General features: G+C 42.4%; 20 protein-coding genes. 16 read left to right on the top strand and 4 right to left on the bottom strand.

The genetic code is table 11. The features are described 5' to 3' along the window. The first annotated feature begins 91 nt into the window (after positions 1–91). The gene (locus AC623_RS13540) at positions 92–871 is read left to right on the top strand and encodes a phosphatidylserine decarboxylase (RefSeq protein ID WP_049663311.1); all 780 of its coding nucleotides are present in this window, start codon (positions 92–94) and stop codon (positions 869–871) included. A 30-nt stretch (positions 872–901) separates the two neighbouring features. Here the strand turns inward: AC623_RS13540 and AC623_RS21140 are convergent, their stop codons facing one another. Further along, on the bottom strand, positions 902–1,039 hold the full coding sequence (locus AC623_RS21140; RefSeq protein WP_065408983.1) for a sporulation histidine kinase inhibitor Sda: 138 nt from the start codon (positions 1,037–1,039) through the stop codon (positions 902–904). A 359-nt stretch (positions 1,040–1,398) separates the two neighbouring features. Between AC623_RS21140 and AC623_RS13535 the strand changes: the two genes are divergently transcribed. The 8 genes from AC623_RS13535 to AC623_RS13500 are packed head-to-tail and all read left to right on the top strand — an operon-like array spanning position 1,399 to position 6,404. Further along, the gene (locus tag AC623_RS13535; RefSeq protein WP_049666623.1) at positions 1,399–1,920 is read left to right on the top strand and encodes a YqeG family HAD IIIA-type phosphatase; all 522 of its coding nucleotides are present in this window, start codon (positions 1,399–1,401) and stop codon (positions 1,918–1,920) included. Continuing rightward, on the top strand, positions 1,902–3,023 hold the full coding sequence (gene yqeH / locus AC623_RS13530; RefSeq protein ID WP_442853537.1) for a ribosome biogenesis GTPase YqeH: 1,122 nt from the start codon (positions 1,902–1,904) through the stop codon (positions 3,021–3,023). The genes AC623_RS13535 and yqeH overlap by 19 nt, the downstream gene beginning before the upstream one ends. A gap of 16 nt (positions 3,024–3,039) precedes the next feature. Next, positions 3,040–3,888, top strand: a complete 849-nt coding sequence (gene aroE / locus AC623_RS13525) for a shikimate dehydrogenase (RefSeq protein WP_049663308.1) — start codon at positions 3,040–3,042, stop codon at positions 3,886–3,888. After that, positions 3,875–4,168, top strand: a complete 294-nt coding sequence (gene yhbY / locus AC623_RS13520) for a ribosome assembly RNA-binding protein YhbY (protein ID WP_049663307.1) — start codon at positions 3,875–3,877, stop codon at positions 4,166–4,168. Before aroE ends, yhbY begins: the two co-directional genes overlap by 14 nt. Beyond that, entirely contained in the window at positions 4,165–4,737 is a 573-nt protein-coding gene (locus AC623_RS13515) for a nicotinate-nucleotide adenylyltransferase (protein ID WP_049663305.1), read from the top strand. The genes yhbY and AC623_RS13515 overlap by 4 nt, the downstream gene beginning before the upstream one ends. Further along, a complete protein-coding gene (gene yqeK / locus AC623_RS13510; protein WP_049663303.1) occupies positions 4,727–5,299 on the top strand; it encodes a bis(5'-nucleosyl)-tetraphosphatase (symmetrical) YqeK in 573 nt (190 codons plus the stop codon). Before AC623_RS13515 ends, yqeK begins: the two co-directional genes overlap by 11 nt. After that, complete coding sequence (rsfS, locus tag AC623_RS13505) at positions 5,299–5,655, top strand: ribosome silencing factor (RefSeq protein WP_049663302.1); 357 nt, start codon at positions 5,299–5,301, stop codon at positions 5,653–5,655. The genes yqeK and rsfS overlap by 1 nt, the downstream gene beginning before the upstream one ends. Further along, positions 5,652–6,404: a class I SAM-dependent DNA methyltransferase gene (locus AC623_RS13500; protein WP_049663300.1), complete on the top strand. Its 753-nt coding sequence runs from the start codon at positions 5,652–5,654 to the stop codon at positions 6,402–6,404. Before rsfS ends, AC623_RS13500 begins: the two co-directional genes overlap by 4 nt. Positions 6,405–6,523: 119 nt before the next feature. On the opposite strand, the gene comER is transcribed toward AC623_RS13500, so the two are convergent. After that, a complete protein-coding gene (gene comER / locus AC623_RS13495) occupies positions 6,524–7,348 on the bottom strand; it encodes a late competence protein ComER (protein WP_049663298.1) in 825 nt (274 codons plus the stop codon). Positions 7,349–7,415: 67 nt separating this feature from the next. On the opposite strand from comER, the gene AC623_RS13490 reads away from it, so the two are divergent. The 3 genes from AC623_RS13490 to AC623_RS13480 all read left to right on the top strand — a co-directional run bounded on the left by AC623_RS13490 (position 7,416) and on the right by AC623_RS13480 (position 10,882). Further along, entirely contained in the window at positions 7,416–8,075 is a 660-nt protein-coding gene (locus AC623_RS13490) for a helix-hairpin-helix domain-containing protein (protein ID WP_197090972.1), read from the top strand. A gap of 75 nt (positions 8,076–8,150) precedes the next feature. After that, a complete protein-coding gene (locus AC623_RS13485) occupies positions 8,151–8,564 on the top strand; it encodes a deoxycytidylate deaminase (RefSeq protein ID WP_049663296.1) in 414 nt (137 codons plus the stop codon). A gap of 20 nt (positions 8,565–8,584) precedes the next feature. Further along, on the top strand, positions 8,585–10,882 hold the full coding sequence (locus AC623_RS13480) for a DNA internalization-related competence protein ComEC/Rec2 (protein WP_049663295.1): 2,298 nt from the start codon (positions 8,585–8,587) through the stop codon (positions 10,880–10,882). A gap of 98 nt (positions 10,883–10,980) precedes the next feature. Here AC623_RS13480 and AC623_RS21135 read toward each other — a convergent pair whose 3' ends face one another. Next, a complete protein-coding gene (locus tag AC623_RS21135) occupies positions 10,981–11,112 on the bottom strand; it encodes a YqzM family protein (RefSeq protein WP_049663293.1) in 132 nt (43 codons plus the stop codon). 284 nt (positions 11,113–11,396) lie between these two features. On the opposite strand from AC623_RS21135, the gene holA reads away from it, so the two are divergent. Further along, positions 11,397–12,425, top strand: a complete 1,029-nt coding sequence (holA, locus tag AC623_RS13470; protein WP_049666620.1) for a DNA polymerase III subunit delta — start codon at positions 11,397–11,399, stop codon at positions 12,423–12,425. Between the two features lie 125 nt (positions 12,426–12,550). Here the strand turns inward: holA and rpsT are convergent, their stop codons facing one another. After that, complete coding sequence (gene rpsT / locus AC623_RS13465) at positions 12,551–12,805, bottom strand: 30S ribosomal protein S20 (RefSeq protein ID WP_049663292.1); 255 nt, start codon at positions 12,803–12,805, stop codon at positions 12,551–12,553. Between the two features lie 193 nt (positions 12,806–12,998). Between rpsT and gpr the strand changes: the two genes are divergently transcribed. From gpr to AC623_RS13450, 3 genes are all read left to right on the top strand, one after another. Continuing rightward, positions 12,999–14,102 (top strand): GPR endopeptidase, encoded by a 1,104-nt coding sequence (gene gpr, locus AC623_RS13460; protein WP_049663290.1) that lies wholly within the window; start codon positions 12,999–13,001, stop codon positions 14,100–14,102. Positions 14,103–14,549: 447 nt separating this feature from the next. After that, complete coding sequence (spoIIP, locus tag AC623_RS13455; protein WP_049663289.1) at positions 14,550–15,728, top strand: stage II sporulation protein P; 1,179 nt, start codon at positions 14,550–14,552, stop codon at positions 15,726–15,728. Between the two features lie 14 nt (positions 15,729–15,742). Beyond that, entirely contained in the window at positions 15,743–16,036 is a 294-nt protein-coding gene (locus AC623_RS13450) for a hypothetical protein (RefSeq protein ID WP_049663286.1), read from the top strand. Positions 16,037–16,147 lie beyond the last annotated feature (111 nt).

Raw genomic sequence — 16,147 nt, 5'->3', positions numbered from 1 at the left:
TCTGCCGATAGTTTATTATATAATAATATTTTAATGATGATCTATTATACCATAAAGTGGTTCGGATTTTTAAATTTTTGGAGGTTGAATTGTGCAACGGCATTTATATCGCTTTTTTATTGAGTTAACAAATAAAAGATGGTCTTCACGACTACTTGAACGATACACAAGCTCTTCTTTGAGCAAGCCGATGATTCGTCCTTTCATGAAAGCTTACCGGATCAATGAAGAGGAAATGGCTCACCCGGTAGAGGAATACCAAACACTTCACGATTTCTTCATGCGCAAGCTTTTGCCAGAGGCAAGAACCATTGAGTATGGAAACAATCATGTCGTCAGTCCAGTAGATGCAAGACTGGCCGAAACGGGAACGATTACGAATGGCTATAAGATCATAGTAAAAGGGAAACCGTACTCGGTTGCTGAAATGCTTGGCAGCAACGAGAAAGCGGCGCATTACGAGAAGGGGACATTTCTTGTTTTTTACTTAAGTCCAAGCCATTATCACAGGATTCATAGTCCGGTTGATGGTGAGGTCGTTGAAAAATGGACGCTTGGCCGGTACTCTTATCCTGTCAATCACTACGGGCTGAAATATGGCAGAGAACCGCTTGCTAAGAATTATAGAGAAATTACCGAGCTGTCACTGGGAAGTGGAAAGATGGCTGTGGTGAAAGTAGGAGCCATGTTTGTAAATTCGATTGAGCGCTCTCACGACCGATTAGTTTGGAAACAAGGAGAAGAAGTGGCTTATTTTAATTTTGGTTCTACAGTTGTTCTTTTGTTCGAGCCAGGCACCTTCATGTTAAATGAACAATTAACTGTGCCCTGTGAAGTAAAGGTCGGTGAAAAGGTTGGTACACTCATATAAAAAAAGCACTGCTTCAGCAAGTGCTTTTTATTAGTGTGCGTGTACTTGATAGTAAAGAGCTCTCTTTTTTAATTCATCTTCAATTAACAAGATAAAGTCACGGCTAAGGTCTAATTTACGTGCTTTCGTATAAGCTTCTAAAAGCAAATCATCTGAAATGCGGTTCATTCCTCATTCACCTCCGAAAAATAAGTGGTCTATAATAGGTGAAATCGCATAAGATGTTAGGTTCAAGTAATGTACTACCCTCACTTTACTAAATATAAACAAAAAGAACAAGTGTTCCTTTATCCACAGTATCAGGTGGATAAATTGTGGATAGATTGTGTTTAAGTAGTGGAAAAGGGTGAGAAATCAGAAGGATAATGTGTATAAAGTTATCCACAATAAAGAAATGCAAAAAATGTCGGAAAATATTTTATCATTATTAAAAAGTTCAAGCATAGGATGATATGTTTTGTTTTGTCATGATAGCCAAAATCCGCTATGATAAAGGCAATGAAAGCCGAGAGAACGGGGTGCAGGGATTGTTAAAGAAATTTTTGCCGAGCAGGCACGTAAAAAGCATTTTTCAGATTACACCAGAGTATTTAAAAGAAAAAGGAATGAAAGCGATCATTACCGATTTGGATAATACGTTAGTGGCCTGGGATCGTCCAGATGCTACACCGGAATTATTGGAATGGTTTGCTGAAATGAAAAAAGCAGGCATTAAAGTGCTAATTGTTTCCAATAATAATCAAAAAAGAGTAAGCGCCTTTTCACAGCCAATCGATATTCCCTATATTTTCGAAGCGCGTAAACCAATGGGAAAGGCATTTCGCAGGGCTGTTAAATTATTAGGTGTCAAGAAAGAAGAAACGGTCGTAATCGGTGATCAATTGCTCACAGATATATTCGGTGGCAATCGTGGTGGATTTTATACCATTTTAGTTTTACCAGTTGCCCAAACGGATGGTTTCTGGACAAAATTCAATCGCCGAATTGAACGGAGGATTATGAACTTCTTTAAACGAAAAGGTTTAATTCAATGGGAGGAAAGCAAGTGAATAACGAAAAAATCATTTGTATTGGATGCGGAGTCAACGTACAAACAGAAGATCCAGCAGGACTTGGCTATGCACCGGCTTCAGCACTGGAAAAAGAAGAAATTGTCTGCCAGCGCTGTTTTCGCTTGAAGAACTATAATGAAGTCCAGGATGTCTCTTTAACAGATGACGACTTCCTGAAAATTTTAAATACACTTGGAGAGACAGACAGCTTAATCGTTAAAATCGTAGATATTTTTGATTTTAATGGCAGTTGGCTGCCTGGTCTTCATCGATTTGTTGGCAAAAACCCGGTTTTGTTAATCGGCAACAAAGCGGATCTTCTTCCTAAATCTGTGAAAAAAAACAAGTTAATTAATTGGATGAAGCAGCAGGCAAAGGAGCTCGGCTTGAAGCCGATTGATGTGCTTCTCGTTAGTGCAGCAAAAGGAGCTTCCATGGAGGAGGCAATGCAGGCTATCGAGGACTATCGCGATGGAAAAGATGTTTACGTAGTCGGCTGTACGAACGTAGGAAAATCAACATTTATCAATCGAATCATCAAAGAGGGAACGGGCGAGAAAGATGTGATCACGACCTCGCATTTCCCGGGCACGACGCTAGATATGATTGAGATCCCACTTGATGATGGTCATTTTCTTGTTGATACGCCAGGAATTATTAATCATCACCAAATGGCGCACTTTGTAGATAAGAGAGATTTAAAATACATTACGCCGAAAAAAGAAATCAAGCCAAAAATTTTCCAGCTGAATGAACAGCAAACATTGTTTTTTGGGGGACTGGCTCGCTTCGATTATCTTTCAGGGGGGCGCCGTTCTTTCACTTGTTATTTGTCAAATGAACTAACCATTCATCGCACGAAGCTGGAGAAAGCAGATGAGTTGTATAAGACACATGCAGGAGAATTGCTTACTCCGCCGCGAAGAGAAGAAATGGATACCTTCCCTGAATTGACACGGCATGAATTTATGATTAAAGAAGGCAAAATGGACGTCGTCTTTTCCGGACTTGGATGGGTAACCATCAATGAACCGGGCGCTAAAGTAGCTGCCTATGTGCCGAAGGGTGTCAGTGTATTTCTACGGAAATCCTTAATCTAGAAGAGAGGAAGAAGCAATGAAAAAATTATTTGGCGTTATCGGTGATCCCATTGCCCATTCTATGTCCCCGGCGATGCATAATGAAGCATTTGCCCAGCTTGGCATTGAGGGGTATTATCATCCTTTTCACGTAAAACCAGAAGATTTGCCTGCGGCTGTACAGGGAATGAAAGCCATTGGCGTGCAAGGATTTAACGTGACAATTCCTCACAAATCAGCTATTATACCTTTGCTTGATCAAGTTGATCCACTTGCAAAAGCTATTGGAGCTGTAAATACGGTAGTTCGTGAAAATGAAGGATGGACAGGATACAACACAGATGGAGCAGGATTTGTGCGGGGGCTTCGGGAAGCGTATGGAGAGCCGCTTACAGAAAAACGTGTCCTGCTGATTGGAGCAGGAGGTGCGGCGCGGGCTATTTATTATACGCTCGCCTCAGAAGGAGTAAGCCGGATTGATATTGCCAATCGAACGGCAGAAAAAGCAGCAAACCTTGCAGAAAGCTGCCCTTACCCTGTTGTCGGATCAGTAAAAACGACAACTAAGGCGGCTGAACAGCTTGAAGAATACGATGTTATAATTCAAACAACATCAATCGGAATGTCCCCGCTTATTGAGGAAAGTCCGATTTCAGTTGAAAAAATAAAAGCAGGTACATTTGTTTCAGATATTATTTACAATCCGCTCGAAACGCAGCTTTTACAAGAAGCGAAGAAGCGGGGGGCTCGTACACAAAACGGTCTTAAAATGTTTATTTATCAGGGAGCGCTGGCTTTTGAGAAGTGGACAGGCCAAACACCTGATACCGAACGAATGGAAGAAATGGTACGTCATCAATTGGGAGGCAATTATGTTAACAACTAAGCAAAAATCTTTTTTACGCTCGAAAGCTCATCACCTTGATCCGATTTTCCAGGTGGGTAAAGGCGGCGTAAATGAAAATATGATTAAACAAATCGCTGATGTGCTTGAAGCGCGTGAACTAATCAAAGTAAGCGTGCTGCAAAATTGCGGGGAGGACAAGCGCGAAGTAGCAGAGCAGCTGGCTAAAGGAGCCCGTGCTGAGCTTGTTCAAGTCATTGGCAGCATCATCGTGCTTTACAAAGAATCTAGAGAAAATAAAAAGATTGAGCTGCCGAGATGAAGAAAAAAGTAGGCATTTTAGGTGGCACGTTCAATCCGCCGCATATTGGTCATTTGATCATAGCAAATGAGGTGCTGAAGGCACTTCATTTGGATGAAATCCGCTTCATGCCTAACTATACTCCACCGCATAAAAAAATTGATCATCATATCCGTGATGAAGATCGTCTTCATATGCTTCAGGCAGCTATTGAAGGGCATCCGTGTTTTTCAGTGGAGCCGATAGAAATGGAGCGGAAAGGAACTTCTTACACGTTTGATACGATGAAAGCATTAAAAGCGCGGGAGCCTGAAACCGACTTTTATTTTATTATCGGCGGTGACATGATTGAGTATTTACCGAAATGGTATAACATCGATGAGTTGAGCCGCATGATCAAGTTTGTTGGGGTGCGCCGGCCGGGTTATTCGGTTGAAACACCGTACCCCGTGCAGTTGATCGAAACGCCGGAAATTCATCTTTCTTCTACGATGCTCAGACAAAGAGCGGCGGGTGGGGGAACCTTACGTTACTTGCTGCCCGAGAAAGTCATCGCTTATATAAAGGAGAATCGTTTATATGAAACGTGAGAAGGCGCTCTCACTCGTTAAAGAGCAAATAACAGAACACCGCTACGTTCACACGCTTGGTGTAGTAGACACATCGATCCTGCTCGCTGAAAGATATGGAGCAGACATCAAGAAGGCGGAACTTGCTGCGATCTTTCATGATTATGCTAAATTTCGTCCTAAAGAGGAAATGGCCGCCATTATTAAGCAGCAAAACATGGACCCGCGGTTACTGGCTTTTCACTCAGAACTGTGGCACGCTCCGGTAGGCGCTTATTTGGTACAAAAAGAAGCTGGCATAGAAGACGAGGAAGTATTGGATGCTATCCGTTATCATACGTCCGGAAGAGTAGGCATGACTTTGCTTGAAAAAGTTGTTTATGTTGCAGACTATATTGAACCGGGCCGTCATTTCCCGGGTGTAGAAGAAGTGCGTGAATTAGCGAAAAAAGATTTGGATGCTGCTTTAATCCAAGCTCTGAAAAACACCATTCAATTTTTAATGAAAAAAAATCAGCCGGTTTATCCGGATACTTTTCATACGTACAATGATTTAACCATGAAAAAGGAGGAGGCCAATTAATGGGTCAACCGGAAATTTTACAACGAGTCGTGAATGCCGCAGACGATAAGCGCGCGGAAAATATTGTTGTGTTAAATATGCAGGGAATTTCACTAATGGCAGACTATTTTATCATCTGTCACGGGAATTCTGATAAGCAGGTTCAAGCAATTGCTCGAGAAGTTAAAGAGAAGGCAGAGGAGCTTGGGTATGAAGTAAAGCGGATGGAAGGTTTTGATGAGGCTCGGTGGGTGTTAATTGATTTAGGCGATTTGATTATCCACGTGTTCCACCGTGATGAGCGGCTTTATTATAACCTGGAACGTCTCTGGGGGGATGCTCCTGAAATTGATGTGGAGAGCGAGCTGCTTTCATGACATATGAACGCTTTGCCCGTGTGTACGACTTTTTAATGGAGGATGCGCCGTATGAACAATGGCTGGACTTTTTCCAGCAGCATGCCTCCGAACTGCCTGGAAAGAGCGTATTGGACCTTGCTTGCGGTACAGGCGAGCTGACTTGGCGTTTAGCAGAAGCTGGATGGGATGTAACGGGCGTTGACTTATCAGACAGCATGCTCTTTGCAGCCCGGCAAAAAGCGGAAGCAAAGCACCTATCCATTCCGCTATTCCAGCAAGACATGCGCGATTTAGAAGGACTTGGACAGTTTGATGTCATTACAATCTTCTGTGATTCTCTTAATTATTTGACAGAAGAAGAAGATATAAAGCGTACGTTTCGCGGAGTACAACAACATCTGAAAAAAGACGGATTACTTTTATTTGATGTACACTCGCTGTATAAAATGCTCCATATTTTTAAAGATGGAACGTTTACGGCTGTGAATGAATCGGTCTCCTATATTTGGAACTGCTTCGATGGTGAGCAGCCCGACAGCATTGAACACGAGCTTACTTTTTTTGTCCGCCAAGAAGAAACGGATTTATATGAGCGGTTTGATGAACTGCATGTTCAGCGCTCATTCGCTGTTGAACAATATAAAACGTGGCTCCAGGAGATTGGTTTTTCCGATGTTGTTATCACCGCTGATTTCACTGGAAATTCTCCGGAGGAAACGAGTGAGAGAATATTTTTTGTATGCAGAAATGGATCGGTTCAATCGTAAATAAAATGATTGTCCATTAGGAAGCCATTTTAAAAACATAAAAACGAGAGGAGGGATTCATTTTTACTCCTCTCGTTTTTATATTAAAGAAGGACTTCTCTGTTAGGTGGCGAATAGTATTAAGGGATTCCAAATTGTGCCGCTGTTTCTTGTTTATCCTCGGCAAACTTTTCATGAGTGGCTTGGAATAACTTCGTGAACATATCCCCGGTTTCTGCTTCTAACACAGCAATTCCTTTTCCGGTAACTCCTCCTTTGACACAAACCTTTTCCTCTAGCTGTGCAAGCGTATATTCCTTTTGCTTGAACAATTCCCCCAGACCGGCAAGCATCGACTCTGCCAATTTTTCTGCTGTATGTGAATCCATCCCTGTTGTTTCTGCCCCTTCAATAAACTTTCTTGTTAAATAACTAATGAATGCTGGGCCGCAGCTCACAAGATCTGAAGCGGCACGTGTAATGGACTCATCGATTTCTACGGCCTCGTTGCATAGCTGATCCATGTGCTTTTTCATTTCTGCTTTCCATTTCTCTTCACATTTTTTTCCGTACGTGTAAAGTACCGTTCCCGACAACACTTTATTCGTGATGCTTGGAATCATGCGCATGCATGAACAGGGCAGGATGGATTCCAGCTGTGCGGTGCTGACTGGACTAGTAATGGACACCACACACTGTTCAGGACGAAATAAAGGCTGAACCTTCTGGAGCAGCGGGTAAATATCGTGGGGCTTCACACAAACGAATAAAAGCTCACATATACTAACAAGTTCGGAAACATCTCTGCAGACATTCAGGCCTGGGTGGTTCTTTTGGATACGCTGCGCCTTTTCTGTCGTTCTATTCATGATAAAAAGATTGGCGGCAGAAGTAACTTTAGAGGCAATTAAGGCATCAATTAAAATTTCTCCCATATTCCCCGTTCCGATGATTCCTATCTTCATTCATCATTCCCCCTTATGCAAGCTGCTCTTACAATGTATGAAAAAAAATTTGGTTTATGAGAAAGAGGTGGAGATACTGGACCTAAAAACAATGGTTGGTAAATATAAAGTTTACTTTTTGATAGGAGGAATACTGGCAACTTTTGGCCTTTATCAATTGACTGGAGAAGAAACGCCGCCAGCAGTGCCCATATTAGAAGAGTCTGTACAAGCAGAACAAAGTGTAAGTCCGCCTTTGACTACAGCGCCGCTAGAACTGCAGGAACCTGCTGTTTTAATGGTTGATATTAAAGGAGCGGTTGCATCACCTGGCATTTACTCTTTGAAAAATGGCGAGCGTATTCACGATGCCATCGAAAAAGCAGGTGGTTTTCAACAGGAGGCTGATCGAACGGCGATTAATTTAGCACAGAAGCTACAGGATGAAATGGTTGTCTATGTACCGAAAAATGGGGAAGAACCACCTGCAGAATTGCCCGCTGCTGTTCCACGACAGGGAAGTACACAAGGAAATTCCTCGGAGAATGGTGGAAGTTCTATTAATATTAATCAAGCGTCTGCCGAAGAGCTTCAGCAACTGCCGGGAATCGGGAAAGCAAAAGCACAAGCTATTATCGAGTATAGGGAAACGACGGGGGCTTTTTCTAAGCCGGAGGATTTGAAAAATGTCTCCGGGATCGGAGAAAAGACGTTTGAGAAAATGGCCTCACTCGTTGTCGTTCAGTAATAGGGATTGACGGGAGTCTTTTTTTGCCGCTACACTAAAGAAAACATGAAATGGACAAAGAAAGAGTGAAATCAAATGAGCAGAAAAAGCTGGGATGAATATTTTTTAGATATTGCGGAGGTAGTTTCCACTCGTTCAACATGCACCCGTCTGCATGTTGGCTGCGTGATCGTCAAAGATAAACACATTGTTGCAACGGGATACAATGGTTCTATCCACGGGCATGCCCATTGCGAGGAAGAAGGGTGCCTTCTGTCCGATGAGAAGCGCTGCATCCGATGCCTGCATGCAGAGCTGAATGCTGTCCTTCATGCGGAGAGAGATAAGCTGAAAGGCGCTGCTGCGTATGTTACTCATGAGCCATGCGAAAACTGTGCGAAAACATTGGCGCAAGCCGGAATCAAAAAAATTGTCTATCGAAATGCCTATCCGAATAAATGGAACCAGCATTTTCTAAAGGACATTGAAGTTGTTCACTTATCTTCATAAAGTATCTTTAAGGAGAGCGTATGCGCGGAAAATACATTTATATGGCAGTCGGCACGCTGACAGGTTTGTTGTGGGCGCTTCCTGTTTTGGGAAGTATCCGCTTCTTGCTGACTGTGGCTGCTTTCTTTTTCATCATCAAATTGGATGAGAAAGGAAAGGTGGCTTTTTTTAGTTGTGCCGCGATGGGTTTTTTAGCTGGCCAGTTTGCGGAAGACCGGAACGTAACGGCTTTTACCGGGAAGGAAGACAAGTGGTCTGTATCCTTTTCTGATGAGATGGTGATCGACGGCGACCGATTGAAAGCAACAGTAACGGCAGACAATAATGAGAAGCTGCGTCTCCTTTACCGGCTGTCCTCTCCTGAAGAAGGAGACGGGCTGCAGAAGAAATTAGTCCCTGGTACCGTCTGTTATGTGGCAGGCACACTTGAAGAGCCAGAAGGAAAAAGAAATCGTTATGGATTTGATTATCGATCCTTTCTCAAAAACCAGCATATTTTTTGGCAGTTAAAGGTGAATCGCTTTGCTTTATCTTCGTGTATCCAAAAAGAAAAAAGCGTAAAAGAACATATTTTCCACTGGCGTGTAAAGGGAATTAATCACTTGAAAACGGTTTTTCCGGAGAGCTTGCAGCCGGTTGGAGCTGCCTTATTATTTGGCGACCGTTCTTTAACAGAAGAAGATGTGACGAAGGCGTATCAGCGCCTTGGGGTTATTCACTTACTGGCTATTTCTGGTCTCCACGTCAGTTTAATTACATCTCTTGCTTACTATGCCATGATACGAATCGGGATAGTGAAAGAAACAGCGCAGATGATCTTGCTTGCTGCCCTTCCAATTTACGCCCTTTTAGCTGGCGGGTCTCCTCCTGTTGTGAGAGCTGTATTAATGACGGTCTTAGTCTTGTTATCTGTTCGCTTTTACCATCGATTTACGGCTCTAGATGCCCTTGGTCTAAGCTTTATAGCCGTTGTGTTTCTGGACCCCTACTTTATTTATCAAGCAGGATTTCAGCTTTCTTATCTGATTAGCTTTTCTCTCCTTCTCTCCTCTAAGTTCATCTTATCTTTTCCTGCCTCTTTTTTAGGAAAAATGTTTGTGATCACCTCTGTTTCTCAAGTGGCCGGTTTGCCGGTGCTGATGTATCACTTTTATGAGGTTTCCCTTTATTCTTTTATTGCCAACTTATTTTTCGTTCCCTTTTATTCGTTTCTTATGCTTCCATCCCTCCTCATTATCTATCTCTTGAGCTTTATACTAAAATCGGCTGTGACCTTCTTAGAACCGCTTCGTTTTCTGCTTGAGCAAGTAGACCAGGCAGCAATAAAAGTGAGTGAATGGCCGGGTGCTGTCATCGTTACAGGCCAGCCAAATGATGTTTTGTTGGCCATTATTTGTCTTTTAAGCACAGTTGTCTTTTTTCAGTGGGAAAAATCACAGGATTGGAAACGGATCAGCGTTCTGTTACTTGTTATGATCGGCATGCCTGTTATAGTGCACACTTATTCAGTTACGGGAGAAGTCTCCTTTATTGATGTCGGGCAGGGAGACGCCATTCTCATTACTCTGCCATTTAATAAAGGCAATTATTTGATTGACACAGGAGGCTTACTGCCATTTCAAAAAGAAGAATGGCAAAAACAGAAAAAGGACTTTTCGATCGGTGAACATATTTTACTTCCTTACTTGAAAGGAAGAGGCATTACCCGCATTGATAAATTGTTTCTAACGCATAGTGATTATGATCATATCGGAGCAGCAGAGGAGTTATTCGGCCAAATCACTATCGAAGAGATGATTATCAGTCCAGGGGCAGAAGCCAAACCTGTTATGCATGAGAGGATTGAACAGGCTGCTATGCATAAAATACCTGTGCGCTACGGAAAATACATGGAAAGCTGGCAGGAGGGAGAAGCTTACTTTCAAATCGTATCACCTGCAGATGAGCACTATGAAGGAAACGATGATTCACTTGTCATTTACGCATTATTGGGAGGAAAGAAATGGTTGTTTACAGGAGACTTGGAGGCGGAGGGAGAAAAGCGCCTTGTGGACCACTTTTCGATAGACATTGATGTGTTGAAAGTAGGCCATCATGGCAGCCGCTCTTCAACGACAGAACATTTTATGTCGAAGACAACACCAGAGACCGCAATTATGTCTCTTGGAAAAAACAATCGGTACAGTCATCCTCATAAAGAAGTGGCAGACCGTCTCCAACAGCATGGTGCAGCCATTTTGCGGACAGATCTGCATGGAGAAATTGTATACACGTATAAAGAAGGTAAAACAGGCACATTTTCGGTCGTGCGTCCGTAAAATAAAGAAACTAAATGAACAGGACGTTGTCTGCTCCCCGGAAGTGTAGAAGATCCTAAAAAGAAAAAAGCCCGTCTATTGTCGGGCTTTTGCGGCAGTTATCCAATGAATTTGATAACCTGTGCGATAATAAAGATGATGGCAAAAAACGCGAAAGAAACACCAAAAGCAACGCCAGAGTCTATTGCGTCATTACGTTTTGATTGGACATTTTTTTCAAATTCGTTCACAACTACCCCTCCTATTTCATCTATAGTATAGACGAACCGTTATAAAAAATCCAGACTGTCCTTGCTAATTCCTACATTGACAAGAGTTAACTGCAATAAGTTTCACAAATTCGGTGAAAATACAAGTAAGATGATCACCGTCTGCAAAGCTGTTTCCCGGGGCAGCGTTGCCGGCGTTTATATAGATCACGGGGGGAACTTTTCCGAAAGTTTCCCCTTGTCAAATGGGAATTGCTTTTTTAACATGAGAGTATCATACATGAAAATGGAGAGAAAAGCCATTGATGCCCATTTGGAAAAAAATAGAGCAAAAGCAATTTTCACCGATTTATTTGTTGTACGGAACAGAAGCATTTGTAATTAATGAAACAAAACAAAGACTCATTCAATCTGTCTTGACGGAAGAAGAAATGGACTTTAATTTTTCTTCTTATGACTTAGAAGACATTCCTGTGGAGGCAGCACTTGAAGAAGCAGAAACCTTGCCTTTCATGGGGGACAAAAAGCTGGTGATCTTACAAAATCCAGTGTTTTTAACAGCTGAACGTTCAAAGGATAAAGTAGAGCATAATGTAAAAAAGCTTGAAGAATACATAGCTAATCCTGCTCCTTATACGATAGTTGTCTTTTCGGCTCCTTATGAAAAATTAGATGAACGTAAAAAAATTACCAAGCTGCTAAAGAAAAACGCGGAAGTTATGGAAGCTAATAAGCTAAATGAAAAAGAGTTGAAAGCATGGGTTCGTACTCGTGCTGCTGCCAACCAAGCTCAAATAGAAGAAGAGGCCATCGACCATCTTCTAGCTATCGCGGGAACAAATTTAATGATGCTTGCTTCCGAATTAGATAAATTATCACTATACGCCTCCGGGGAACAGCCTATTACGGTGGAAGTAGTTGATCAATTAACGGCCCGCTCTTTGGAACAAGATATTTTTGCTTTGGTTGATAAAGTAGTAACAGGGAAAGTGGAAAAAGCTTTTCGAATTTACTATGATTTACTCAAGCTAAATGAAGAACCGATTAAAATCCTAGCCGTGATTGCCAATCAGTTCCGTTTGATTTACCAGACAAAGGAGCTAGCGCGAAAAGGGTACGGCCAGCAGCAAATAGCCGGCTTTTTAAAGGTGCATCCGTTTCGGGTAAAGCTTGCTGCCGGCCAAGCTAGAAGCTTTTCGGATGAACAGCTTGCAGCCATTATGATGATGCTTGCTGATAGCGATCTGCAAATGAAAACGAGCGGCATGGCTAAATCACTGATTGTCGAAATGTTTTTATTCAAACTGCAAAGCTTAATGCAGAAAATAGGATAAGAGAGTAACTAGAAGAAGGCTGTAGTAAGTAAGATGGCAAACGGAAATGTCGCGGCCTTTTCATAAAATAAAAAATCCTTCAAGATTGACTTGAAGGATTTTTTATTTAGCGAAACGATCGTTTATTACGCGTTAAGCTTTTTGAGTAAACGAGACTTTTTACGGTCTGCAGCGTTTTTATGGATTAAACCTTTAGCGGCAGCTTTATCAAGGCTTCTTGCTGCTTGAGCAAAAAGATCTTTTGCGTTTTCGTCATTGTTAGCAACTGCTGCTTCGTATTTCTTTACAGCTGTACGCATAGCAGATTTTTGTTGGTTGTTGCGTTCTGTACGATCTTGGATCGTTTTTGTGCGTTTAATAGCAGATTTAATATTTGGCATTCCGGTCACCTCCTAAAAGCGATCGAGATTCTATCTTTTACTCGACTTCCATTTTTCCTTATAAGAACAAAAGTTATTCTATCAAACAGAAGGTGAGATTGCAATAGTTACATTTGCAATTTGTGTCAAGGAATGAACTTTTACACAGTCGGGCAGACTAAAAATAAAAGTTCATTTAAAAGGGTGAAAATAAATGAAAGAATCATCAATTGACTTAAGCCAATATGCGGTAAGAACAGATTTAGCGGTAGAAGCAAAAACGCTTGCTGAGGAACGGCAGGGGCAAGGGCGAAGAGTAACAGGTGTCTTAACAGAGGAGCGAACAATCGATGACATTACCATTACCTCTGTCACGATTGATGAAGAGGGGGCAAAAGCGACAGGAAAGAAAGCGGGCTTATATTTAACGGTCGAATCTCAAGGAATTCGTACCCATGATACGAATCACCAGCACGAAATGGAAAAAGTGCTGGCGAGTGAATTCAGTGCTTTTTTAAAAAAGAAAGGCATTGGCGCGAATGCCAGCTGTCTCGTCGTAGGCCTTGGAAATGAGGATGTCACCCCTGATGCGCTTGGTCCGCTTGTATGTGGAGAAATCATGGTAACGAGGCATTTATTTGAGTTGCAGCCAGAACAGGTCGAAGAAGGCTACCGTCCGGTTAGTTCTCTTATTCCGGGGGTCATGGGAACGACAGGAATTGAAACGAGCGACATTGTCTTTGGGGTAGTAGAAAAAACAAAGCCGGATTTTTTAGTCGTAATTGATGCTCTTGCTTCACGATCGATCGAGCGGGTGAACGCTACCGTACAAATTGCAGATACGGGCATTCAGCCAGGAGCGGGAGTAGGGAATAAAAGAAAAGAAATAAGCGAAGAAACTCTTGGTGTTCCGGTCATTGCGATCGGTGTGCCTACCGTTGTAGATGCTGTTTCGATTACAAGTGACACGATTGACTTTATCTTGAAGCACTTAGGAAAAGAAATTCAAGAAGGAGATCGGCCTTCTGGAGCGCTTGCCCCTGCTGGTTTTGCTTTTGGCAGGAGCAAACTAACCGAACAGCATATGCCTGATGAAGAAAAACGCCGTTCTTTCCTTGGGATGATCGGAACCCTGCCTGATAATGAAAAACGGCAGCTTATTCGTGAAGTGCTCTCTCCGCTAGGACACAATTTAATGGTTACACCAAAAGAAGTAGATCTTTTTATTAAGGATACCGCTAATTTATTAGCCAACAGTTTAAATGCTGCTTTGCATTCGGCAGTTGATCAAGAGAATGCTGGTTTCTTTACAAAATAAGTGTAGCTGGGGACTGCTCCTTTTTGCGATAAGCCAATACCGAATCGCTTGGGCTCTTTATGTTTCTTTTATTTCATGAGGAGCCGTTAAGTCCATACACCGCTGAACAAGCGCCTTCCGCTTTTCCTTGTCCAGCTCTAGCGGCCAGCCCGTACGGCGGTTTCGGTCTCTCTGTCGGAGTCTGAAGAACGGCTCCTTATCGAGCCCTCCAACCTCCTATCGGGCTAATCGGGCCGCTTTCGCTTTTCTTTGTTGTCCAGCTGCAGGCGCTAGTGCGTGCGGTGGTTTCGAGAGTTCTGCAGGAGTCAAAGAACGACTCCAACAGGACTCTCTCCAACCTCCTATCGCACTGAACAAGCGCCTTCCGCTTTTCCTTCATAAAATTTGTTCTGCTTTTTCTATTGAGGTCATACGATAGTACAAGACTTTTCTAGAAAGGGTGGAGCAATGAAGGAGAACCAGCCGTATGACCTCTTTACAATTAATTTGTCGACGATCTTAAAGGGAACGATGATTTTTACGATTTTTCTCCTTACGCTTTTTTCTGTTGCCGGGTTGTTAACGTCTCTTACGTACAATTATCGGATTTCTTCTCATTCCGTTAATGAGGCGGCTGAAAATGTATCTGGCGGTGCACTTTATTATTTATATACGATGGAAAACAAATTATTTGCATCGCATGCACCTGAAGACGCCCGGCCGCCATCGTTGAGTGAATTAGCGTTTCGTTATGCAACAAATGTGCGCTTTCAAGATCCGCGCAGCTTTTTAGGAAGAGAAGTTCCTGGCTTTTCCATTTACGATGGGGAGATATTAGTGGCCGGTGAAGGAACGGATTATACGAATATGCCGATTGAATCGGAGCCTCCAAATGAAGCACTGGATCAGAAAAACGATGTAGCGGTAAAACCGACAAAAGAAATTCCAAAAGAGAAAGACAGCCCGCCGCCTTCTTTAACGACCAACGGAAAAAAGAGGGTATATTTGTACTTTACGCATACGAGAGAGTCTTACCTGCCGTATTTACAAGGTGTCTCCTCGGCAGATGCTGCTCACCACTCTGCTTTAAATGTGACAAAGGTCGGAGAGATGGTACAAGCTGCACTAGAAGCTAAAGGGATTGGAACAGCAGTAGACAAAACAGACATCGTCGCGAAGCTTAATCAATCGGGAAGAAGATATAGCCAAGCATATCAAGAGTCGCGTGCCGTTGTAGCGTCTGCGCAATCGGGTAACCATGATTTGCAATATTTTATCGATATTCATCGTGATTCACAGCGTAAGAAAGTGACGACCGCTACGATCAATGGAGAAAGCTATGCAAAGCTCGTGTTTGTCGTTGGAGCGGAACATGCGAATTACGAAAAGAATGTAAAGCTGGCAACGGAATGGCATAAGTTATTAGAGAAAAAGTATAAAGGATTGTCTAGAGGAGTTATTTTAAAACAAGGGAAAAACACCAATGGTAAATTCAACCAAGATCTATCAGATAAAGCGATGCTCATTGAATTTGGCGGGGTAGATAATACATTCGAAGAACTAAACCGAACAGCAGAGGCATTTGCCGATGTATTTGCCGATTATTACTGGCAGGCTGAAGCCGTACACGCAAAGGGAGAACAGTAAGAAAGGGTATTCTCATGAAAACTTTTCTGCTTAAAACATTCTTTGTTATTTCTGTTTTTTTTATTGGCATGTTGATTGGCTCCCTTCACAGTAGAAGCTGGCAAGAGTCAACTCCTTATACACGGGAAATTCCAGACAAGAAAGAAGAAGCCGATTTTTCTCTATTTCCAAAAGATGAAGCAGAGGTTGATTTGCATATAAAAAAAGAAAGACTAGAGAAAGAGGAGACGGTGAACCTATTCTCAAAGGCCGGACAATCTTTAGCTGATGCGGTAACATTTGCTGCTAGATCATTATTTGATCAGTAGAGAGCCATCCGGCGGTTTAGTCTCTGCTTAAACATTCGCTTTTTATAGAGTCTCACCCTGTCCAACAAATCAATCTTAACCCGCTGCTTGTATAATCTCGCAGCGGGTTTC

Origin of the sequence: Bacillus sp. FJAT-27231, from assembly GCF_001183975.1 — a bacterium.
GTDB lineage: Bacteria > Bacillota > Bacilli > Bacillales > Domibacillaceae > Pseudobacillus > Pseudobacillus wudalianchiensis.
This window is presented reverse-complemented; position numbering and strand designations above follow the sequence as displayed.